At 40.4% G+C, this 19,782-nt stretch carries 26 protein-coding genes and 1 pseudogene; 15 read left to right on the forward strand and 12 right to left on the reverse strand.

Going from position 1 to position 19,782, the window contains the following annotated elements; translation table 11 throughout:
* Nucleotides 1-3: 3 nt before the first annotated feature.
* The 3 genes from GVT53_RS07445 to epsC all read right to left on the reverse strand — a co-directional run bounded on the left by GVT53_RS07445 (nt 4) and on the right by epsC (nt 2,308).
* Nucleotides 4-486, reverse strand: a complete 483-nt coding sequence (locus tag GVT53_RS07445; RefSeq protein ID WP_166248052.1) for a hypothetical protein — start codon at nt 484-486, stop codon at nt 4-6.
* Between the two features lie 153 nt (nt 487-639).
* A complete protein-coding gene (gene cysM / locus GVT53_RS07450) occupies nt 640-1,524 on the reverse strand; it encodes a cysteine synthase CysM (protein WP_166248053.1) in 885 nt (294 codons plus the stop codon).
* Complete coding sequence (epsC, locus tag GVT53_RS07455) at nt 1,517-2,308, reverse strand: serine O-acetyltransferase EpsC (RefSeq protein WP_166248054.1); 792 nt, start codon at nt 2,306-2,308, stop codon at nt 1,517-1,519. Before epsC ends, cysM begins: the two co-directional genes overlap by 8 nt.
* A 92-nt stretch (nt 2,309-2,400) precedes the next feature.
* Here epsC and GVT53_RS07460 point away from each other — a divergent pair, with 92 nt between their 5' ends.
* Nucleotides 2,401-3,084, forward strand: coding sequence for a DUF2461 domain-containing protein (locus tag GVT53_RS07460; RefSeq protein WP_166248055.1), 684 nt, complete (start codon nt 2,401-2,403; stop codon nt 3,082-3,084).
* On the opposite strand, the gene GVT53_RS07465 is transcribed toward GVT53_RS07460, so the two are convergent.
* Nucleotides 3,070-3,486, reverse strand: a complete 417-nt coding sequence (locus GVT53_RS07465) for a glyoxalase (RefSeq protein WP_166248056.1) — start codon at nt 3,484-3,486, stop codon at nt 3,070-3,072. The two genes, GVT53_RS07460 and GVT53_RS07465, sit on opposite strands and share 15 nt — an antisense overlap.
* Before the next feature lie 311 nt (nt 3,487-3,797).
* Here GVT53_RS07465 and GVT53_RS07470 point away from each other — a divergent pair.
* The 7 genes and pseudogenes from GVT53_RS07470 to GVT53_RS07495 all read left to right on the forward strand — a co-directional run.
* Nucleotides 3,798-3,974, forward strand: a pseudogene (locus tag GVT53_RS07470) (DUF72 domain-containing protein); the annotation flags it as partial.
* Between the two features lie 90 nt (nt 3,975-4,064).
* Nucleotides 4,065-5,810: a recombinase family protein gene (locus tag GVT53_RS07475; RefSeq protein WP_166248057.1), complete on the forward strand. Its 1,746-nt coding sequence runs from the start codon at nt 4,065-4,067 to the stop codon at nt 5,808-5,810.
* Nucleotides 5,811-5,856: 46 nt separating this feature from the next.
* Nucleotides 5,857-6,567, forward strand: a complete 711-nt coding sequence (locus GVT53_RS07480; RefSeq protein ID WP_166248058.1) for a DUF4145 domain-containing protein — start codon at nt 5,857-5,859, stop codon at nt 6,565-6,567.
* A 117-nt stretch (nt 6,568-6,684) separates the two neighbouring features.
* A complete protein-coding gene (locus tag GVT53_RS07485; RefSeq protein ID WP_166248059.1) occupies nt 6,685-7,257 on the forward strand; it encodes a hypothetical protein in 573 nt (190 codons plus the stop codon).
* A gap of 448 nt (nt 7,258-7,705) precedes the next feature.
* On the forward strand, nt 7,706-7,909 hold the full coding sequence (locus tag GVT53_RS07490) for a hypothetical protein (protein WP_166248060.1): 204 nt from the start codon (nt 7,706-7,708) through the stop codon (nt 7,907-7,909).
* 56 nt (nt 7,910-7,965) lie between these two features.
* Complete coding sequence (locus GVT53_RS21155; RefSeq protein WP_258537649.1) at nt 7,966-8,088, forward strand: hypothetical protein; 123 nt, start codon at nt 7,966-7,968, stop codon at nt 8,086-8,088.
* A gap of 43 nt (nt 8,089-8,131) precedes the next feature.
* Nucleotides 8,132-8,677 carry a tyrosine-type recombinase/integrase gene (locus tag GVT53_RS07495; RefSeq protein ID WP_166248061.1) on the forward strand — a complete coding sequence of 182 codons (546 nt, stop codon included), beginning with the start codon at nt 8,132-8,134 and terminating at the stop codon, nt 8,675-8,677.
* Between the two features lie 24 nt (nt 8,678-8,701).
* Here the strand turns inward: GVT53_RS07495 and GVT53_RS07500 are convergent, their stop codons facing one another.
* Complete coding sequence (locus GVT53_RS07500; RefSeq protein ID WP_166248062.1) at nt 8,702-8,929, reverse strand: hypothetical protein; 228 nt, start codon at nt 8,927-8,929, stop codon at nt 8,702-8,704.
* 185 nt (nt 8,930-9,114) lie between these two features.
* Between GVT53_RS07500 and GVT53_RS07505 the strand changes: the two genes are divergently transcribed.
* Both GVT53_RS07505 and GVT53_RS07510 read left to right on the forward strand, forming a co-directional pair.
* Nucleotides 9,115-9,576: a hypothetical protein gene (locus GVT53_RS07505; RefSeq protein ID WP_166248063.1), complete on the forward strand. Its 462-nt coding sequence runs from the start codon at nt 9,115-9,117 to the stop codon at nt 9,574-9,576.
* An 11-nt stretch (nt 9,577-9,587) separates the two neighbouring features.
* Complete coding sequence (locus tag GVT53_RS07510) at nt 9,588-10,184, forward strand: hypothetical protein (RefSeq protein WP_166248064.1); 597 nt, start codon at nt 9,588-9,590, stop codon at nt 10,182-10,184.
* Here GVT53_RS07510 and GVT53_RS07515 read toward each other — a convergent pair.
* The 5 genes from GVT53_RS07515 to GVT53_RS07535 all read right to left on the reverse strand — a co-directional run bounded on the left by GVT53_RS07515 (nt 10,181) and on the right by GVT53_RS07535 (nt 13,650).
* Entirely contained in the window at nt 10,181-10,420 is a 240-nt protein-coding gene (locus GVT53_RS07515; protein ID WP_166248065.1) for a hypothetical protein, read from the reverse strand. The two genes, GVT53_RS07510 and GVT53_RS07515, sit on opposite strands and share 4 nt — an antisense overlap.
* A gap of 24 nt (nt 10,421-10,444) precedes the next feature.
* Nucleotides 10,445-10,819 carry a LexA family protein gene (locus GVT53_RS07520; protein WP_166248066.1) on the reverse strand — a complete coding sequence of 125 codons (375 nt, stop codon included), beginning with the start codon at nt 10,817-10,819 and terminating at the stop codon, nt 10,445-10,447.
* Nucleotides 10,794-12,053 carry a Y-family DNA polymerase gene (locus GVT53_RS07525; protein WP_166248067.1) on the reverse strand — a complete coding sequence of 420 codons (1,260 nt, stop codon included), beginning with the start codon at nt 12,051-12,053 and terminating at the stop codon, nt 10,794-10,796. The genes GVT53_RS07520 and GVT53_RS07525 overlap by 26 nt, the downstream gene beginning before the upstream one ends.
* 521 nt (nt 12,054-12,574) lie before the next feature.
* A complete protein-coding gene (locus GVT53_RS07530; protein WP_166248068.1) occupies nt 12,575-13,294 on the reverse strand; it encodes an SOS response-associated peptidase in 720 nt (239 codons plus the stop codon).
* Complete coding sequence (locus GVT53_RS07535; protein ID WP_166248069.1) at nt 13,294-13,650, reverse strand: hypothetical protein; 357 nt, start codon at nt 13,648-13,650, stop codon at nt 13,294-13,296. The genes GVT53_RS07530 and GVT53_RS07535 overlap by 1 nt, the downstream gene beginning before the upstream one ends.
* An 844-nt stretch (nt 13,651-14,494) precedes the next feature.
* Between GVT53_RS07535 and GVT53_RS07540 the strand changes: the two genes are divergently transcribed.
* The gene (locus tag GVT53_RS07540) at nt 14,495-15,583 is read left to right on the forward strand and encodes a hypothetical protein (RefSeq protein ID WP_166248070.1); all 1,089 of its coding nucleotides are present in this window, start codon (nt 14,495-14,497) and stop codon (nt 15,581-15,583) included.
* Between the two features lie 8 nt (nt 15,584-15,591).
* Here GVT53_RS07540 and GVT53_RS07545 read toward each other — a convergent pair whose 3' ends face one another.
* Nucleotides 15,592-15,846 carry a helix-turn-helix domain-containing protein gene (locus GVT53_RS07545; protein ID WP_166248071.1) on the reverse strand — a complete coding sequence of 85 codons (255 nt, stop codon included), beginning with the start codon at nt 15,844-15,846 and terminating at the stop codon, nt 15,592-15,594.
* Nucleotides 15,847-15,988: 142 nt separating this feature from the next.
* On the opposite strand from GVT53_RS07545, the gene GVT53_RS07550 reads away from it, so the two are divergent.
* From GVT53_RS07550 to GVT53_RS07560, 3 genes are all read left to right on the forward strand, one after another.
* Entirely contained in the window at nt 15,989-16,276 is a 288-nt protein-coding gene (locus GVT53_RS07550) for a prefoldin domain-containing protein (RefSeq protein WP_166248072.1), read from the forward strand.
* A 404-nt stretch (nt 16,277-16,680) separates the two neighbouring features.
* A complete protein-coding gene (locus GVT53_RS07555) occupies nt 16,681-17,070 on the forward strand; it encodes a hypothetical protein (protein ID WP_166248073.1) in 390 nt (129 codons plus the stop codon).
* A gap of 25 nt (nt 17,071-17,095) precedes the next feature.
* Nucleotides 17,096-17,527 carry a hypothetical protein gene (locus tag GVT53_RS07560; RefSeq protein ID WP_166248074.1) on the forward strand — a complete coding sequence of 144 codons (432 nt, stop codon included), beginning with the start codon at nt 17,096-17,098 and terminating at the stop codon, nt 17,525-17,527.
* A gap of 451 nt (nt 17,528-17,978) precedes the next feature.
* Here the strand turns inward: GVT53_RS07560 and GVT53_RS07565 are convergent, their stop codons facing one another.
* A complete protein-coding gene (locus GVT53_RS07565) occupies nt 17,979-18,296 on the reverse strand; it encodes a hypothetical protein (RefSeq protein ID WP_166248075.1) in 318 nt (105 codons plus the stop codon).
* 154 nt (nt 18,297-18,450) lie between these two features.
* Between GVT53_RS07565 and GVT53_RS07570 the strand changes: the two genes are divergently transcribed.
* Nucleotides 18,451-19,335 carry a DUF72 domain-containing protein gene (locus GVT53_RS07570; protein WP_166248076.1) on the forward strand — a complete coding sequence of 295 codons (885 nt, stop codon included), beginning with the start codon at nt 18,451-18,453 and terminating at the stop codon, nt 19,333-19,335.
* The last annotated feature ends 447 nt before the right edge of the window (nt 19,336-19,782 follow it).

The raw sequence follows: 19,782 nt of genomic DNA on the forward strand, positions 1-19,782 counted from the left end.
CTACTATTGCCAAATATTTAGGTTGTCGTTGTAGTTTTCAAAGTTGTAGCTGCCAACATAGCGTTTTCTCAACCAAAATGAGTAAAGCGTTAAAATCGGCAGAATACTGTAAAGCACTACAGAAAGAGTTGCCATGGGTTTAAATGTGGCGGGTATAACATGTTCACCATACGTTTTGATGGAATTCAGAACCGTAATACTGTCATATACCTTAAAAACGTACACAATCATGATGGCATAGAGCACATACTCAATATTTCGCATTTTAGGGTCAGGCAACTCATCCTCGGTAATTTTAAACCAAATAACGTACAGGTAAAGAAAATGTACAGAAGTGAGTATGGGAAAAATATAGTTGTCGGCTTTTAAAAAGTAGAATTGATTGGTATAAACACCGTAAAAACTCAATACGATCAAGGTGAATAGTACAACCGCACTAGCCAGTATATTTCTTTTCCAGGTAATGATTTTTGAAAGCGTATTCATCTTAAGCTTTGGATTTGGGACTTAAACAGCATAAAGAACGGGTATTTAAATCGAGTATTTCAAAGAAATCGATGACCCGCAAACAATGTTGGATAACCTTAAAAATCCGACATGAAAGTCCTGAAAATTGATATGTAAACAATGTGACTACTGCTACTCAAAAAGGTCCGAGGACAAATAACGGTCCCCGCGGTCGCAAACAATGGATACAATGGTACCACTTTCCAAGGTTTCGGCCAAGCGCAGGGCAACGGTAGCGGCTCCGCCACTGCTCATGCCAGAGAATATGCCCTCTTCCTTGGCCAATCGCTTTGCCATTTCGGTGGCTTCTTGTTCGCTGACCTCCATCACGGTATCTACTTTGTCTGGATTGAATATTTTGGGTAGATACTCCTTGGGCCATTTACGGATGCCCGGAATTTTGGCATCGTCAGTAGGTTGCACGCCCACAATCTGGATGTTGGGATTTTGTTCCTTCAAGTAAGTGGAAGTTCCCATAATGGTGCCGGTAGTCCCCATACTGGACACAAAATGGGTAATCTCGCCATTGGTGTCCCGCCAAATCTCCGGCCCAGTGGTTTTATAATGAGCCTTCCAATTGTCATCGTTGGAAAATTGGTTCAACATTTGAAAACCTTCTTCTTTGACTTTGGCTTCGGCATAATCGCGAGCCCCTTCAATGCCTACATCGGCAGGGGTCAAAGTGACTTTTGCTCCATAAGCTTTCATGGTCTGTACCCGTTCTTTGGTAGAGTTTTCGGGCATTACCAGTTCAATATCAAGCCCAAACAGACCAGCGATCATGGCCAGGCCAATGCCCGTATTGCCGCTTGTGGCTTCGATTAATTTGGTTTCCTTGGTAAAATCGCCACGTTCCAAACCACTTTTGATCATATTGTAAGCAGGTCGGTCCTTTACGCTTCCGCCAGGGTTGTTCCCTTCGAGCTTAAATAGGATTGTAACGTTTGGATTGGTATTCAGTACTTTGGATTCCACCATTGGGGTGTTTCCGATAAGGTCGAGTATGCTGTTAGACATTTGGGGCTGTCTTTATTTTAATTTCTGGTTTGTGATAAACGGTCGAGTTAGGGGGTACGGATTCTGTGATCCAAGCATTGCCGCCGATAACGGAATTGGCTCCAACCACGGTTTCCCCTCCCAAAATAGTGGCGTTGGCGTAAATGGTCACATTGTTTTCTATAGTCGGATGACGCTTGGTCTTTTCCAAATTCTTGGCCACATAGAGTGCTCCCAAGGTTACTCCTTGGTAAATTTTTACATTGTCATGAATAATGGCTGTTTCCCCGATTACGACACCTGTTGCGTGGTCAATAAAAAAGGATTTGCCGATTTTAGCTCCGGGATTAATATCCACACCAGTTTGCCTGTGCGCATATTCCGTCATCATCCGTGGAATCAAGGGCACGCCCTCTTCATAAAGTTCGTGCGCCAACCTATAAATGGCAATGGCATAAAAACCGGGATAGGCCATGTATATTTCCTGAAGGGAGAGGGAAGCAGGGTCGCAATTCAATATGGCCTCTGCATCCAAATTCAAATTTTCAAGAATTTGTGGAAGATGGGAAACATAATTGTTCCACAGTTCTTCATTAGGTTTTTCCAAATCCCAACAGGCCATGTCCATAAGTTGGTTGAATTTATTCTCCAACAGCTCCAAATTGACGGCAACAGGTGTGTTGGCATCAAATAAGGTGTAAAAAAGCGTGTCGGTGAAATCTTCGGTTTCCTGCTTTAACCTATAATCCAGGTAAGGCAGTTTTTTATGTCTGTTGAGTTCGGCGATGATTTTATCCTTGTCCATACTGCTCTATATTGTCTTAAAATTAGACAAATCCTAACGCTACGAAGATATAAAAGGCTAACTTTAGTTTAAAAATAACATATTATCGGTATATGGCTTCCAATATTACAATATCCCAAGGTGTTTTTGATTTTCTGAATGATCTTAAAAAGAACAACGACCGAGAGTGGTTTGAAGCACATAAAACTGATTTCAAAAAACATAAGTCCGAGGTAAAGTCATTTCTAGAAGCTGCAAAGGCAAACTTAAGCCAACACGATGATATTGAAAAAATGAAGCTGTTCCGGATTTACAGGGATGTGCGGTTCTCCAAGGACAAAACACCTTACAAAAGTCACTTTGCGGGTTCTTTTTCCCGATTGGGGGCACATTTACGGGGTGGTTACTATATTCACATAAAACCAGGGGAGTCCTTTTTGGCCACGGGATTCTGGGACCCGAACAAGGAAGACCTGTTTCGTATTCGAAAAGAACTGGAAATGGATGCGGAGGAGTTCCGTAAAGTCATCAACCAAAAAGCATTGAAAGAAATTTGGGGTGAATTGCGTGGCGATGAGTTAAAAACGGCTCCAAAAGGATTCGATAAAGCGCATCCGGACATTGACCTGATCCGAAAAAAACAATTTATTTTCATCCGCAACCTATCGGACCAAGAAGTGCTCTCGCCATCATTTTTGGATGAAGTGGACAAGTCCTTTAAGGCCATTCGCCCTTATTTTGATTTGATGAGCGATATCCTCACCACCAACCTTAACGGGGAATCAATTCTGGAATAGCGCCTCTTCTTCCTCCAAAAGTTGAATTTGGTCTTTGAGGCGTTCCACCACCATATTCATCATCCGTTTGTTCAGGGCGGAAGAATTGGTAATGTAATTGCGGTATTCCTCCACGGTAAACTGACCAATGATCATTCCCTTTAAAGAATTCCTGAATTTGATGTCCTTTTGAATGGCCCTTTCGATGTACTGCATCTTTTTTTCCAAAGAAAGGTCGTAGAAAACACCCTTATGCTTGTTCGCATAATTCTTGAATGCCTCTACCAACAAATCATTTTGGAGTTTGATCACAGGACGAAGGGTCTTGTTCTGAAAATGCTCATCAAAACCCATTTGGCTGTTAAAATGTGATGCTGAAATTGTGGGACGAATGTCCAATCTGCGGTCGGATTGTGAATCCATGGCTGTGATTTTTAATAAAATTACAGAATGATGAATCGCACACTTTTAAATATGGCAATAGTTGTCAACGATGTTATGAACAACTTCGGACCTGAAAAATAAAGGCACCCTAAATCAATTTTGAAATCCAGTAAACGATAAGGCACAATAAACAGATTGAAAATTCAATCAGCACCCAAAATCTAAATAGTTTAGGTAATCTAGAAGGTCTGTGAAAATGTTTCATGACTAAATATAACGAAAAAACAGATAAAATGTATTAAATCGTTTACGGACCAAAAGCCTTATTTTTATCTCAAATTGAATTCAAAATGAAATTCGGAAAAGTAGACCATCCAGAAAACATAGATTTTACCATACCACCTAATCACCCTGAAACGCCAGTGGTTCTCCAAAAGAACAAAACCGGTGCGGATACCAAGTTTTTTGTGGGATGTGCCAAATGGAACCGTCAAGATCTTAAGAATTTCTACCCCAGGGGCACAAAGGCTTAATTGTATGTTGGTAAACTTCTATATATCTTCCCAACAAATTTTTTATTTATCGTCGTCTTGAAGCGAACAATAAAACAAAAAATCATGCTTGGAATCTACATTAGAAAATCAGTTGACCACGACAAACAGAAGTCCCTCAGGGAGCAGGAACTCCTTGGAATAGAACTTGCTGAAAGGCTTGGTTCAAGCTACGAAATCTACAATGAGGGGATAGTATCAGGAGCCGATATTTCGGCGGAAAGGCCCAAGTTCAAGGAAATGATCTCCGACATCGAAAAGGGCAAGCTCACAGGAATATTCATTTGGGAAACCTCTAGGGCAGCAAGGAATACCAAAAGTTGGCTGAAATTTGCAGACCTACTGAAGGACAATAAGGTAATTCTCTACGACAATGGAGCTGCAATTGACCTTTCCGACCCACAACAGTACATGTTCTACACCCAAAAGGCATCCTATGACGAATACTATTCTAAGGTGACTTCTGAGAAAATCAAATCTGTACTCAGAAGGAATGCAAAGAACGGAATGGTTCAGGGGCGACCACCAATAGGATATAGAAAAGGGGAGAACGGCAAGGTCGAGATCGATCCAGAGCAGTCAAAGCTCATCAAAAGGATCTATAAGGATTCGTTGAACGGGAAGGGAACCAAAGTAATTGCCAACGAGCTTTCCGAAGAAGGCATCCCCACCCAGAGAAACAAAAAGTTCTGGGCCTCCAACACTGTATTGGACATCATCAAGAACCCATACTATAAAGGTGTAAGGGTTCAGGGTGGGGTGGAGTACGAGGTACCCGCAATGTTCGATGAGACTTATTGGCAGAAGGTAAACGACAACCTTAAGAAGAACAGGATTTTTTCTGGCAGGGGCGTTGACCACAAGTATTTACTCAACAAAGGAATGATCGTTTGCGGTGTATGCGGCAAGAACTATTTTGGAAGGAAGAACAGCAACACCAAATGGGCCTACTATCTATGTGCCAGCAGAAAATCAAGGTTGGAGGACTGCCGAAACAGGGCCTTGAACCTAGAGGTGTTCGAGAACTTTGTCTGGGACAATTTCTTCAGGAACGGCGAAATGTACCAAAGGGTAAAGGAAGCATTTAAGAAGGGCGGCAGCGAAGAAAGATCAAAAGCAAATGCCCTAAAGCTTAAAGAGAACCAAAAATCCATCAAAAACATCAAGAAGAAGATCGCCAGCAACTACCAGAACCTCATTGAGGAGCTAGTGGACAAGGAAAACTATATCTCGACAAAGAACAGCTTGGAAACCAAGCTACAGATGGAAATGGAGCTACAGGAGGCCCTTGAAAAGGAACAGCAATTGCTGAATGACGAAAAACGCTTTCTCACCGAGATCAAGAAGGACATCCCTATGCCAAAGGTATGGATGGGCGACAGCAATGACCAGTATTATAGACAGTACAATGAAAGGCTTTGGAGGGACAGTCTGGCAAATGCCGAGTTGAAGAGCAACAAACAGATAATCGACAGCTCGATCCCATTTTCAGAGAAGAAGGAGATCATCGGCAAGTACATCAAACAGATAAAGGTGACATTCGACCACGCCAGAAAGTTCTTTTTAATAGAGGTGGCCTTCAACATACCCATACCCAATGAGACCTATATCATCAACGACCTACAGGACTTTGCGGGAAACACGGTGACAAAGACCATATTCCCGATAAAGGAAATGATCGATTACAGCCCATATCCATCGGGACAGAACATATTGAAGAAGTACCACAAGTTCAGAAAGAAGTTCGAGGCGGTCACTGGTGGGCCAAAGATCCATCATGATGTTTTCACTGGCAGATCACTTGGAACATAAATTGTTTTTCAGCATCTTAGTCCTAAATAAGTTAAATTTTAAGGGAATGGCATTTAATTGGACATGTCCGTATTGCGCAAGCAAGACAACAATAAACCGTGACAATCATCGTGAGGGTTATGAGATAATGCAAATAGAGAATCCAAGCGGTCACAAAAGATTGGATTTTCAATGGATTGTCTGCCCAAATGAAGACTGCAAGAAAATAACACTTACCGCCAAGCTCTACAATACAGAACATGACCATATTTCACATATTTGGCTAAAATTGTCCTTAGTAAATCAATGGAACCTTTTGCCCAATTCCTTTGCTAAATCCTATCCTGAATACATACCTAAGCCCCTAACAGATGACTATGAAGAGGCGTGTGCCATCCTTGAACTAAGCCCAAAGGCTTCGGCGACATTATCCAGAAGGTGCTTGCAAGGGATTATACGTGACTTCTGGGGAATCAGTAAAAACAGGTTGATCGATGAAATAAATGCGCTGGAAGAAAAAATAGACCCCTTGACATGGAAATCCATAGATGCGGTAAGGAAGGTCGGCAATATCGGCGCACACATGGAGAAGGACATCAACCTAATAATAGAAGTAGACCCCAAAGAAGCAAAACTCTTGATAGGACTGATAGAAATGCTATTTGAGGAATGGTACATACACCGACATGAAAGGGAACTGAAGCTGAATGCCATCACCGCCATGGCAGATGAAAAGGACAACCAGAAAAAGGGAAATAATAGAGATCAAGCCACATGAAAAACTGATAAGCGGGCGGCAAAACCTTAAAAGCTTTTCAATGACAACCCCTAACCATAAGTGAAGAGACACTACACTAGGATAATATTTGAATACAATGGAAAGTACTACAAGTACATGAACTTCTCCATAAGCAATACAGAGGGGGACAATTCCTTCTATTTCCATTTTTACAGCGATGCAGAAGAACCCGTCCGAATCCCAAATACCCCGTTACAGGAGAGGGGGGACGGCAAAATAGACTTCAACGACTATCAGATTTCGGAATTCAAACGTGACCATCTATCACACCACCACAGCGGGGCCATACACTCCAAGGACAAGAAGGGCAATAAACTGACCGATGGAAATAAAGGGATCAATTTCGATGACATAGAGGTTTCAAGGCTGGTAATGGTATGCGCACCAGTTCAGATCGACAAACTCCCCATCCATAAAAAACTTGATAATACCAAAGACATAATAATACACCTTAAGGACGACATCCAAGCATTCACCCTCCACTATGACGTATACAGGAAATCAAAGATCAAAGAGATGGACATTTCCAACCCAAACCTATTATTTGGAGGTTATATAATGGTGGCAATGGAGAACAAGGACTTTGGACTCAGGATCTATGCCCAGAGAGTAGGGGGAAAACCATTCTGGCCCCCGTTCAACTTGATCCTCAATATTATAGGGGAATAGCAATCAATACTTTAATGCAAAGTTTGTGGGGGATTTGATAAAGGTAGAGGCCCCATCCCGATCTCCCTAACGCACACACGGGGAAAATTCATTATATTGCCAGTGTCATCGTTTGAAAACTGGTAATTTACAATTTGATGACTGCCCTCTAGGTCAAACTTAGGGGGCTTTTTTATGATCCTCAGCCAAATCAGGTTTTTGTTACATTATCCTCATCCCGAATCAATAAAACCACGGGGATTTTACCATACCCTGTCAATGAAACAGCCATTTCTTTGAGGATCTTTCAATAATCCCTAATAGGAAAACAAAAATGTTCACTTATAACCTTAATGAACATTATGAGTGTTTGTAAGGGGTACAATCGTGCAGTTCATCGAATATGTTCAGTTTTACTTGTTTAGTTATGTAAATGAACATTATATTTGTGGTATCAAAATCAGTAATCATGTACACAGTAGAAACAATCAAATACGGAAGAACGGGAACAGGAGCTTATGATACCCCTGACCAAACTATTGGGGTAAACAGTTTCGATACCAAGAAGGATGCCCAAAAGTTTCTTAGGGATTCTTTGAAGAATGGTTATCAAAAGTTTTACGGCAACTATGTGAACTATGATATGGGGACTGAATTGCATACGAATTTTTAAACATTGATTTGGGGGTTTGGACAACCAAGGCCGACCCCCTATAAAAAACTACAACTATGACAGCCGAAAAACTAAGAAGTATCATCGAAGCAGAAAAGGAAAGAGTTGGGGAATATGTCTACTCCGACAAAAGAAGAACAGCAGAAGAAATGCTTAGGATGCTAGGCGAGAAAGTTTAACCTCCACCCCTTACAACGTGGCAAGGGGCTTATATTTGTTGATATGACAGGAAGCACATACATAGAATTCGATAAGGCCACGGCCACCGCAAAGAAACTAATCAGGTCGGGTGAAAGCCCAAACTTCGGGCTATTGGTAATATGTGGCATCAATCTGGGACTACGGATCGATGATTTGCTCAACCTCACATTTGACCAACTCAAAAGGGATGAGTTCACCATTGTTGAGGGTAAGACCAAAAAGCAGCGTACACTTCAAGTGAACGACAACATCAAAGAGGCTCTGCGGTACTTTGTGGACAATCTGACCTATGACAAAGGAGGCCATCCGTTCACATCACAGAAAGGCTCTGTGTACTCCGTGCAGCATGTAAATAGGTTGATGAAGCAGCACTTCCCAACACCCAAGAACGTATCCAGTCATTCCTTAAGGAAATCGTTTGGTCGTAGGGTCTGGGAGAACAATGGAAAGAGTGACGAGGCTCTGTTGTACCTATCCGAGATATTCAGCCATTCAAGCCCTGCCATAACAAGAAAGTACCTTGGGATAAGGGCTGAGGAAATAAGGGATATTTACTTGAACCTTTAACGATATGTAGTTAATTCTACTGGTCTAGGAATCATTTCTTGGAAAACTCATTTCCCTTACCGAAACCCCCAAGGTATAAGACCCTAAAACTTTAGGCCAATTACTTACCTTGTCATATTCCTTGACAAGGATATCACCCTTTTTACGTGCCGTTACTTCATCTTTTGCCCAGATAACTACATCCAATAGCTTTTGCCCAGTAAGCTTACCCTGTTCCAATTCTATTATCATCGTTAGGTTAAATGCTTTCATATAAATAAGATTTGCGTACATCCCATTAATTCAGGATGTTATGCAAAGATACGACAATAATCAAAGCACTATTTTTGCCCCTCTTTTTTGCACAGATGTTGATAAAAGTGTTGAGAACCGAAGTAAGATAAATTTCACGAAATTGGAATATGGGTCTATCTTGCTGACCTCAAAACGTTTAGATTATGGAATATTGGAAGGTGGCAACTGCCGTCATAACTCTTGTAGGGTTTGTGTTCTTGGTTTGGAAGTTCGCCCATTACTTGCAGGATAGAAAAGAGAAGAAATTAAAAGAAATGCCTGTGGAGGATGTCAGCTTTGATAAGATACTGGAAGAATACAACAATGTCACCCCACTTCAAAAGAAAAAGTTCAAGTCAAGCTATAAAGGTGTGAAGGTCAAATGGCATGTGAGTTTCTATGCAATTGCCGAAACGTACCAAATGGGGAGGGTGGTAAAGGTGATGAGTTTTTACGAAAGATTTCTTTTTGTGAACTTCAAAACTGACCTGAAGAAATTTCCAATTATCAAAAGTGCCAAGGAAGGTGATAAATATATTGTTACTGGATTGGTGGACAAGGTTAAAGGGGAAAAAGTTTATTTAAAATTGATTGAAATAGAAAAGAACAAATTCTTTGTAATTTAATTGATAAGCTGATGAAACCGAACAGATACATAAAGGCAATGGAAATAGGTCTTGCCCATGAAAATGAAGGAATTTCCTATTTTGATCTGGTTTACGAATTGCACGGGACAAAGGAAAAAGTGTTTTCAAAAGAAGCGGAAATCACATTTTTTAAATGGTTCCAAGATAATTTTGATTGTGAGGGGCCAAGTTGGAGCCATATCAACAACAATCTGGAATTTAAAAATTATTTGACTAGAAATGAGAACTCCAAGCACTATCATGTCAAAGACCATGATGTCAACCTTCATAATCTTTTGAACAACTTGTTTTTTTTAAAAGGTTCTGGTGCTTTTCAGTATCAGGAATATTTAGAATTAGTCGAATCCCGAAAAACAGCTGCCGAAGCCAAAAGGCAGTCCAATATCTCCATAGGTCTGGCAATTGGTGCTATCATCATAAGTATAGTTTTTGGGATAATATCATTGCTCAGTACCCAAAATGTCAAGATCATGGAGGACAAAACCAGAACCCAGCAATTGGAAAAAGAGAACGGTCAGCTGAAGGAAGAGCTTTACAAGGCCGAAATGATGTTGGAAGCCCAAGTATCTGATTCCATTTCAAATTAATCCATTCTTTCAATGGAGTGGATGTCTTTCAATTTTATGGGCAAATCAAGCCTTTCCTTTCCCTCCAACTTGACGGTGAAAAGTATCTCATGTAAATCCTGCAAGTCAGTTGAAAGCCCCTCTATTTGTTGAATGTCATTTTTAGAGGATTGGATAATGCCTTGGATTCTTTCGCCGTCCAGCTTTTCCAAAGTGACCATTTCATCGATAAAGATTTTGATGAATTTTACTCCCATATCCAAATATAGCTGATTTTCCTGTCAGCTAATTTTCTTGACAGCATAGGTAACGATCCCCCAAACATAAAGTTCCGATCCCTCTTCAACTTCGATAGTTCTATTTCCTACCAACAATACCTTATCGGCTTTCTTTACCACACGCTTTACCGTGAATTCGCTGTCCACATAGCAGACCGCAACACAGCCATCATAGGGTTCGATGCTACGGTCAACTATCAATAGATCACCATCGGAGATACCATCCTGTTCCATTGAATGCCCGTTGGCCCTGACAAAGAACGTGGCCTCCCTGTCCCTGATGAAATGTTCATCCAGTGAGATCCGCAGTTCCGTGAAATCCTCCGCTGGGGAGGGGAATCCGCAGTTGATGTTAGGAAGTAGCTTTAATGATGTCATCTATTCTTGTGGTGTAATTGGGTGATAGGTGGTTTCGGTTCATCTTCCATTTCCTTTCGAGATCCATGCCGCCGAAGCGCACTAGGTCATACCCGTTCATCAGGTTCAACCTGTCAATGGCCTTCATCAGCGGCCCCTGTCTATGGTCTATTGGCCTGAACATGTTGAGCTGCCTTCCTGTGTCTGGTGTCAGGCCCATCACCATTATCCCAGCCCTTTTGTAGTGGTGGCCCTTTCTGAATATCCTTTCCAGCCCGACAAGGGAAGCCTTGGTCAGGTGAATGGTGGAATTGGTGGGGTAGGAGAGCCTTACCGAAATACTGCCATGGTACTGGGGAAGATCCTCCCTGAACTGGTTGGAACTGATGAAGACTTGGATAAGCTCACAATTGCATTTCTGGTTCCTGAGCTTGCGCCCGCACACAGAGGCGAACGTACTGATGCGCTCCTGTAGGTCACCAAGCTCCGTGTACATCGTATCGAAGGAGCGTGTACAGGCAATGGCCTTTTTGTTTTCGGGCTGTTCCAGTGCCAATGTCTCCAATCCCTCCAAGTCACGTTTGAGCCTCAGGCCGACCACGCTCATCCTGTCCCTTACAAATTCATTGGGCAGGTTGGTGAAGTCCAAAGCGTTCTTTACATTGTTTGATTGGAGCATTTTAGTATACTGCCTTCCTATGCCCCAGACATCATCGATTTGGAGCCATTTCAGGGCCTTTTGCCGCTTGCCCTCATCTTCCATAACATAGACACCTTTGGTTTGCCCAGGGAACTTCTTTGCAATCTTGTTGGAGACCTTCGCCAGTGCCTTGGTAGGGGCCATACCGATGCTGATCGGGATCCCCGTTGACCGTTCCACGGTTCTCTTGATCTCTGATCCATAACTGTGGAGGTCATACCTGTGGAAACCGTTGAACTTAAGGAATGCCTCATCAATCGAATAGACCTCGATCTCTGGCGTGAACCTTGCCAATATTGCCATAACCCTAGAGGACATGTCACCATAGAGTGCGTAGTTGGAGGAAAGCACCTTGACATTGTATTGTTTAAAAAGCTTTTTCAAATGGAAATATGGTGCGCCCATTGCCACTCCGATTGCCTTGGCCTCGTTCGATCTGGCTATGACACACCCGTCATTGTTGGAGAGAACCACTACTGGTCTACCATTGAGCGAGGGGTTGAAAACCCTCTCACAGGAAGCATAGAAATTGTTGCAATCGATAAGTGCATACATATATTTGGAAATAATCCCAAAATTAGGAATTATTCCATGTCATTGAAAAGAAATGTTGATAAAGTGGTGGAAAAAGATTTTGCCGAAATGACACTTGTCGGACTTTTTACGGAGCCTTTGTTTTACGTTTGTTCCCAAGGGTTTTTGCCCCTCAAAAAGGCAAATGTTGATAAAAGTGTTAAGAAGCTAATCGCTGAAAACTAAAAGCATAACAAAGAAAGTCAGAAATTTACCGTGAAGAAAGGCCCAACCAGAAGGTCGGGCTTAATTTACTCTAAAATCAAGTGGGCGAAGACGGTCTCATTAGCCGTAAAATAGGTTCATTTACCTTATCCTAGCTGAGTAGTGATAGACTTCAACCTTGATTTTCAACGCCATTGTTCCAGCAATGGCGTTTTTTATTTGATTCCATCCAAGTAAAAACTTGTGAGAAAAATAAAGAATTCTTTCATCAAAGGTAAAGTTTTGTTTAAAATTTTTGAAATCCGAATTTATAGAATATGAACAAATGATTGTTAATATCAGAAGAGTGTATCTTGCTGGTTCAGTTCTGGGTAGTCCACCCTGTCAATCGCAAGGCGGTTATTTGAATCCACGTTCCTCTTGTAAATGTCCCGTGATACTGGGTATGCCTCTATTGGCTTGGTCGTAAAACCTTCCTTCATCAAATCCTTCAGGTGTGGCTCATGTATGTCATCCAGCCAGTCATCCTCCAAGTTTGACTGTAGGATCAGCGGCTGCCGTTTCTTCACGTTGTGGATCTTCTCAAACTGTTCGTTGGCATTCATCGTTATGATGGTACAGGTGAGGCTGCCGTCATCCAGTTCTGAATACAGCCCAGCGAAACAGAACATGGCATCATCGAAGTAGCGGCAGAAGTAAGGATAGGAAACGTTCTTGACCTTATGAGGCTCGTGGAAGCCGTCAGAGAGGATCAGACAGCGTTTGTCGTGAATTGAGTGCTTGTATGTGTTTGAGGTGAAGATCGTCTCGCTCTTGGCGTTTAACGTGTTGTATTTGGCATAGAAGCCCTTTGGGTCATCGGATGCGAACGGCGGAACGTATCCCCATGTTGCTGGGTACAATTTGTCCTGCTCATCCTGCTTCACTATCCAAAGGTTTGGATGGGCAAAACCATTTGCACGGAAAAACGGCTTGAACTCGATGTGGAACTGGATCTCAGTGGCCCTGACCATTTCAATGACCCGCTTTTCCTTTCTTAGTGAGGTTGAGAAGCACATTAAATTCTTATTAGTTCATTTGTTTCCATGATCTTGAAATGCAGCTCACCGTCATAGTTTTCCTTTAAAGATTCTATGATAGCATCCAACATATGTGACCCCAATAGTAAATGGTAGTCCTTTTCCTTTATCGAAACTATTCTCTTGTAACCTTGGGTTTCCGATTTCCTGAATTGGATAACAAGGGAACAGATATTTTTCACCTTTTCCTTGAAATCTTCATCACTAATGAAATCCTCTATGATATGTGCATGGGGTTTGAACCGTTCATATGGTCTGAAGTAAAGTTCGGCACCCTTAAGCTGCAATTCACCAATCGATTTTCCCTCGTTGGTGAGAATATAGGGTACTTCCATTGCCTTTGTGATAATCTCTGGGAGATTAAGACCAATACACCTTTTTATATTCTCATTAAGTTCTATGTCGTTCATACTCAAATATACCCATTAAAGTGGGATTTATAAAGCTGTTAACAATGTCTTGCTGGGTACCGAACATGTAGATTTGCTCACTAGACGTACACCATAGCTAGAGGTGGGGAGTTTTCCAACAATAAATACTGAATAGCTTAATTGGTTCCCAGATAAAGCATGAACAGCTTTGTGTGTCCTCCAAGGCTTTTACTGGTATCATTGCCCCGTAATGCGTACCCCATGTACTGGTCAACACCCAATTTAAGGTCAGAAAATTAGTTCTACGGGGCATTTTTATGCAAAAAAGCCTGTTTTTATGTATATCTGCTCCCTTAGTATATATTAGTGAGCAAACCTACATGTTTTAGGGGAAAATTACCCTTATTTGCCCCGTAAACTAACTAATCTACGGGGCATTTTGGTTTTTCCACTATTGGTGTCGAGGTGGAACAATAAGCAAATTGATTAAGTTGATTTACACAAGTTTTTAATTGATTTTTTCATAGCGCCAGTGAATACAAGGGTTTAGGAGTAAAACATTATTGGAAATTTAAGGGTTTCGATATTCTCAGATATTCTTCCAATCCATGTATAGTAAAATAAATGAGATATGAAAATATATTTTGTTAATATTTGTTTTTTTAACATTTTTTCTGTATCTTGCGGACTTTTAATTTCTGAATCTTTAGAGTTACCCCAAGGGGTACGCCAATCCGAGCTATACGCATAGCCACGGTGGTACATGAACCAATTTTTTGGTTCTGGATTCGGGCAACGCCAAAAATAAATGCGCTCCAAAAAAATATATTTCAACAACCTACATCTATACGATTTGCAGGGAAAACAGTATGAAGTTTTCCAGCCCAAGAAGATATTCATCGAGGTAAGATTGAACCAATTGGAATCCTTCGGAACCATATCCGAGCATCAAGATTTTTTCGACCATTGGGGGGTGAGCTACATAATGAATTCTTTTGTGGGACTTATGTACTGTAATCCCGACTTTACCATGGACGACATCGTTAGGCAGTTCGATATATTGGATAGAAAGTTGTCAATTCCTCAATGGGTAAAGAATGAGATACTCATGGAGTTTGCCACGATAATGACAGAGGGGTTGGTAGAGGATACCATAAAACTAATGCTTCAGGATGATAGGGCCATTAAGCAGGTCACACTTGAAAGGGCGTGGATAATCGACCCATCAATAGAATTGGATACGGATGAGTACAATGTTTTGACAGGTAAGGCCAAGCATGAATTTACCATGTCCAAAAGGTTGGGTCAATTAAGGACACTTCTTTTGAATTGGGATTCAGAAAAATATGGTAAGCCCACCAATGAAAACTTGGCAAAGCTTATTGACATTTCAGAGCCGACCATAGCAAGGAGCTACAGCCCACTTTTGAAGGAGGAAAAGGCCATGGCAAAGAAAGGTATCAAAAAACTGGTACAGCCAAGGCCAAGAGATGAGGAGAAATTTAGATATGACATCAACGGTGTAGAGTACAACAAATACTATCTATTGAAAACCAACAATAAAATCTACTTCCCTTTGATGGGAAATTACACCGTCAACAACTTTGGTGAAATTTGCAAGAAGAACTCTATAGGGGAATTTAAACCAATGAGCGTGGACAACCAAGGGCTCTGTCAATTGACAATCGATGGAAAGAGGTACAAAGTCAACCCAGAAAAAGCAATGGTGGAAGAACTCTTCAATGAGATGTTGAAACCCAAAAGAAAGGAACTCCTACCAAATGAAAATCTCTTCTCATTAGACAAAAAACAACTTAAGGAAAATATAAAGGAGTTCTCAAAAGTATCGGGAAACAATAATGATGAAGATACCGAACAAGACAAAAAAGCAGCATAAAGAATTTTTTAAGCTAAATCCATCAATTCCAATACTTGGTCCTTGGAAAGGTTTAATGCGTTGACTATATTAAGAAAGCTCAAAACCGTTGGGCTGGCCTGCCCATTTTCAATCCTACTTATTTGAGTTCTGGCTAAATCTGCTTCAAGGGCTAGATCAAGTTGAGACATATCCTTGCTTAATCGAAGCTCCTTGAGTTTTCTACCCAATCTGTTTTTGTATTCCGATTCTTTCTTTCTTCTTTCTTCGTCACGAAAATCCATATCCCAATATCAGGACATAGTGACTCACTATTTGACGCTCATAGGCACATATAATTTTATTTCACTTTTGATAAAATATATTTAAATATATTTAGTTATTAATATGCATTTGTCATTTTAATAAAATTTAAAACTTGGATTTATGAAGAAAGCTCTATCGTCACTATTCATTTTTTTTATTCTTGTTTCCTGCGGTTCGGTCAATAGAACAATGTTTGGGACAACAGAGAAAAACTTATTGAAGACTGTATCCATAGAACAAGGATGTGACACGGAAAACATCGAAATACTGGAGAAGCTAAAAGGACTCCACGGAGCTACTTATGCGTTGAACGTATGTGGAACCAGAATGGTCTACAAACAGGTTGGATCTATTTTTATGGAATCCTCCAAAGCTGATGAAACTATAAGCAGTTTGAAAGAAAATTAACCCAGTTCTTTTCAACCCAAAAAAAGTTGTTCAAAAATCTTAAACTTTCACCTGCGTTCTTAGAAAATCTTCACTTGCAAAATTGGGGGGCGGGTACCCAAAAGTGAAATATGGGGGTGGGGGTCTTTCATAGGTTCCCTTTTGCTCTGGTAAAAAAGAGGTGATTTTGTAATACGATAATAATGCCCAGCAAAATTAAGGCTGAAAATCACCTCAAAATACTCTTTAAATAGATACCTCTTGAAATCCGAAGAGAAACAGATTAAGGAAAAGAAAACCATTAAATATTTCATAATGGACATTAAATATTCTTTAATCCTTGTATTCAATCCTTTGATCGAATATAGTCCCAAATGTTTGGATCACATCTTTCAAAATCCATTATTGCGGCAAAATATTATAGCATGGAACAATTGATAAAATTAAAGATCAAAGAAGAATCCTCCACAGGCGAAAATGGAGAAAGAATTATAGACAGCTTTATTAAATCATGCATCAATCTGGATGCGTCAATACTGGAGCCAATGATAGAAGAGGATCAATTTTTTGATGATTTGGACAAATATCGATTTTTGGCCTTTCTAAGGGCACAATTTGATTCGGCAAGGTCACAAGGTCTCAAAAAGATGATTGTTAGAACTGGACGGTGTGAGCTATGTGTAATGGGGCACAAGACCTATGAGTTTTACGGCAAGAAATCAACACCCAGATTTGCCTATGTAATTGAAATCGTAAATGGAAAGGTCAAGAACATCTTCAATTGCAATGCCAGTTCAGGTTGGAACCAAAAATAGAAATACAAAACCTAAATCTAATATCATGAAAAAGATTATTTTAGTCTTATTGACAATTTTAATTGTTGTCTCCTGCTCCAAGTCTGATGATGGGACAGATGCAGGACAAACCGAAGCAACAATTGTTGGAAAATGGTACCTAGTCCAAAAAGGCTCATATGAGAATCCAATTGTCTATGACTATGAAGCAATGGAACAGGACTGTTTGGAAAGCGGATATTTCTATCAAGAACCTTTATTCGTGATCTTTACGAAAGAAGGTGATTATGCTGAAGGTGGTGGATGCGCTGGTTCAAACGACAATCGAAGCTATTCCCTTGATGGTAATACAATTTCTTACTTTAATAAACCGAGTGGCACTTTTGATATTTCTGCGGAAATCACTGAGCTTACATCAGATGGACTTATAATTGAATTTTATGGAGGTAGTTACCATGAGGAATATGAAAGACCATAAATTAACAGTTTGCTTAGATACTCCTTAGGGGATGGCTAAACCGTTCCAAGGCCATTTTGAAGTATAACACCAACTGTTAATACAAAGTTGAAAAGTTTCTGCTGTATATCAGTAAGTTAAGTGGGGATATAGTATTTTTACTATGTGGAAACAACTGTCTACATCATAGAGTTATTTTACAAAGTACTTGAAATCGGAAATGCCGTGGGAGAGTTCTTGTACCAATACTTATATGAAATTTTAGTTATCCTCACAGGAAAATTCATTGATTTCCTTTTTAAAAAAATCCATAAACAACAAAAAGTTTTGTTATCATATAAAAAAACTCTTTTTTCAAATTGCGATATCACAAATAAAAAAAACCTTCTAGTGTAAAATTTTTGTAAAAGATTTGTGAAAGATAAAAGCCCCTCCAATTATGGTAGGGGCTTATTTTTTTACTAATTCTCAACTACTTCGATTGATTAAAAATCAAAGTTCTTTTATCAAGTCTAAGGTCTGTGACAATTTTTTTGAAATCAGGAATCAACCAACCTACAATTTCAGGTTTTTCCCCTGAAAAGCTATAAATTGGTTCAGCCCATTCCCTCCAAGTTAAAAGGTATTCCTTTGTGCATCCAATTGCCTCTATAATCTGGTCGTCCGTATGGTCTTTGATCAAAACTTGAACCTCTGGGTGTTTCAAGAAAAAGTTGACTCTTTTATGGGCTTCATTATCAATCTCCAATTTTTGTGCGTCCGTTAACGGAATCCTTTTTGCCAAATTCATGATCCTAATTGTTTTGAGTCCCTTTCGATATGTTTGGGACAATCTATTATTTCAATTAACGTACCGTATTTATTATTATTGGAACATACTACGACCATTGGTAAATCTTTGATTGTGGAATATTTGTTTTAATTTGAATGTATAATTCAATATTATGAAATTCGGAAAGGTCGATAGACCAGAACTTATTGACTTCACACTGCCACCAGACCACCCCGATACACATCCATTATTGATAATGGCTTCAGACAATAGGCCGCTGAATGTCAGGGTAGGACTCCCTAAATGGACTTTACCAACAACAAGTTTAACAAAGGATGAACTGGGCTACTATTCCTCTCAATTTAACTGTATTGAGCTCAATGCCACATTTTACCGGATTTTCCCCGCCGAGCAATACGAGAAATGGCGCGATAAAACCCCGGAGGGTTTTAAATTCTTTCCAAAAATGACCAACGAGGTCAGTCACCTTCGCCGAATGAACGACAAAGTTTATGAAATCGCCGATAGATATTTGGAGGTAACATCATTGCTTGGCGATAAACTGGGCACCATCTTTTTGCAGATGCACAACAATTTTGGCCCCAAAAATTGGGAAAGGGTAGTGCGCTTTGTGGAATATTGGCCCAAAGAATTCCCCTTGGCCATGGAGTTTAGGCACACCGATTGGTTCAATGATGAAAAAGTGGCGCAGGAACTATACCATTTGCTCGAAGAAAACAACATATCCAACATTTTGGTGGATACCGCAGGTAGGAGGGACCTGATGCACATGCGGTTGACCACTAACGAGGCCTTTATTAGATATGTCGGTGCCAACCACGAATCCGATTACCCCCGTTTGGATGATTGGATAGAACGGTTAAGTGCTTGGAAAGCTATGGGACTGGAAAACATCCACTTTTTTGTGCATCAGAACCTTGAACTGGAATCTCCGTTGTTATCTGCCTATTTTATTGAACAGCTCAATGCCAAAATGGGTTGTGACCTGCACATACCCAAAACTACCTTGCCCCCTCAAAAAGGTTTGTTCGATTAAGGGGTTTGGATATGAGATGTTAGAAGTCGGATGTCAGTTGGAAGTGGGCAGTTAGCAAATATCAAATCGAGAAACTTTCACCCATCACCTTTTCCCCTTAATCCATCAACTAATAACCGAATCACCAAATAACCAAAAGTAGACTCAAGAGCCATGACATAAGACGACAACAAACAATCAGAAGTCGGAAGTACGAGGTACGAAGTCGGAAGTCAGTAGGCAGTTAGCAAATCGAGAAACTTTCACCCATCACCTTTTCCCCTTAACCCATCAACAAATAACCAAAAGTAGACTCAAGAGTCATGACATAAGACATAGGACGACAATTAACAATCAACAGTTACCAATTGTCAGTTCGAGAACCTTTTACCCTTCAACCATTAACCATTAATCAAATCATCGAATGTTTGTTCGATTAAAACGGAACAAATTGATCAAGTTTAAAAT

Source organism: Flagellimonas oceani, from assembly GCF_011068285.1.
GTDB lineage: Bacteria > Bacteroidota > Bacteroidia > Flavobacteriales > Flavobacteriaceae > Flagellimonas > Flagellimonas oceani.

Bases quoted from the DNA above. Each gene is read 5' to 3' on its own strand.
- GVT53_RS07530 (WP_166248068.1), bottom strand. From the start codon at position 13,294: ATGTGCTTCTCAACCTCACTAAGAAAGGAAAAGCGGGTCATTGAAATG.
- epsC (WP_166248054.1), bottom strand. From the start codon at position 2,308: ATGGACAAGGATAAAATCATCGCCGAACTCAACAGACATAAAAAACTG.
- GVT53_RS07485 (WP_166248059.1), top strand. From the start codon at position 6,685: ATGAACTTCTCCATAAGCAATACAGAGGGGGACAATTCCTTCTATTTC.
- GVT53_RS07540 (WP_166248070.1), top strand. From the start codon at position 14,495: ATGCGCTCCAAAAAAATATATTTCAACAACCTACATCTATACGATTTG.
- GVT53_RS07445 (WP_166248052.1), bottom strand. From the start codon at position 486: ATGAATACGCTTTCAAAAATCATTACCTGGAAAAGAAATATACTGGCT.
- GVT53_RS07505 (WP_166248063.1), top strand. From the start codon at position 9,115: ATGGAATATTGGAAGGTGGCAACTGCCGTCATAACTCTTGTAGGGTTT.
- GVT53_RS07480 (WP_166248058.1), top strand. From the start codon at position 5,857: ATGGCATTTAATTGGACATGTCCGTATTGCGCAAGCAAGACAACAATA.
- cysM (WP_166248053.1), bottom strand. From the start codon at position 1,524: ATGTCTAACAGCATACTCGACCTTATCGGAAACACCCCAATGGTGGAA.
- GVT53_RS07565 (WP_166248075.1), bottom strand. From the start codon at position 18,296: ATGAATTTGGCAAAAAGGATTCCGTTAACGGACGCACAAAAATTGGAG.
- GVT53_RS07570 (WP_166248076.1), top strand. From the start codon at position 18,451: ATGAAATTCGGAAAGGTCGATAGACCAGAACTTATTGACTTCACACTG.
- GVT53_RS07560 (WP_166248074.1), top strand. From the start codon at position 17,096: ATGAAAAAGATTATTTTAGTCTTATTGACAATTTTAATTGTTGTCTCC.
- GVT53_RS07475 (WP_166248057.1), top strand. From the start codon at position 4,065: ATGCTTGGAATCTACATTAGAAAATCAGTTGACCACGACAAACAGAAG.
- GVT53_RS07500 (WP_166248062.1), bottom strand. From the start codon at position 8,929: ATGAAAGCATTTAACCTAACGATGATAATAGAATTGGAACAGGGTAAG.
- GVT53_RS07535 (WP_166248069.1), bottom strand. From the start codon at position 13,650: ATGGAAGTACCCTATATTCTCACCAACGAGGGAAAATCGATTGGTGAA.
- GVT53_RS21155 (WP_258537649.1), top strand. From the start codon at position 7,966: ATGACAGCCGAAAAACTAAGAAGTATCATCGAAGCAGAAAAGGAAAGA.
- GVT53_RS07460 (WP_166248055.1), top strand. From the start codon at position 2,401: ATGGCTTCCAATATTACAATATCCCAAGGTGTTTTTGATTTTCTGAAT.
- GVT53_RS07495 (WP_166248061.1), top strand. From the start codon at position 8,132: ATGACAGGAAGCACATACATAGAATTCGATAAGGCCACGGCCACCGCA.
- GVT53_RS07465 (WP_166248056.1), bottom strand. From the start codon at position 3,486: ATGGATTCACAATCCGACCGCAGATTGGACATTCGTCCCACAATTTCA.
- GVT53_RS07525 (WP_166248067.1), bottom strand. From the start codon at position 12,053: ATGTATGCACTTATCGATTGCAACAATTTCTATGCTTCCTGTGAGAGG.
- GVT53_RS07520 (WP_166248066.1), bottom strand. From the start codon at position 10,819: ATGACATCATTAAAGCTACTTCCTAACATCAACTGCGGATTCCCCTCC.
- GVT53_RS07510 (WP_166248064.1), top strand. From the start codon at position 9,588: ATGAAACCGAACAGATACATAAAGGCAATGGAAATAGGTCTTGCCCAT.
- GVT53_RS07545 (WP_166248071.1), bottom strand. From the start codon at position 15,846: ATGGATTTTCGTGACGAAGAAAGAAGAAAGAAAGAATCGGAATACAAA.
- GVT53_RS07555 (WP_166248073.1), top strand. From the start codon at position 16,681: ATGGAACAATTGATAAAATTAAAGATCAAAGAAGAATCCTCCACAGGC.
- GVT53_RS07515 (WP_166248065.1), bottom strand. From the start codon at position 10,420: ATGGGAGTAAAATTCATCAAAATCTTTATCGATGAAATGGTCACTTTG.
- GVT53_RS07550 (WP_166248072.1), top strand. From the start codon at position 15,989: ATGAAGAAAGCTCTATCGTCACTATTCATTTTTTTTATTCTTGTTTCC.
- GVT53_RS07490 (WP_166248060.1), top strand. From the start codon at position 7,706: ATGTACACAGTAGAAACAATCAAATACGGAAGAACGGGAACAGGAGCT.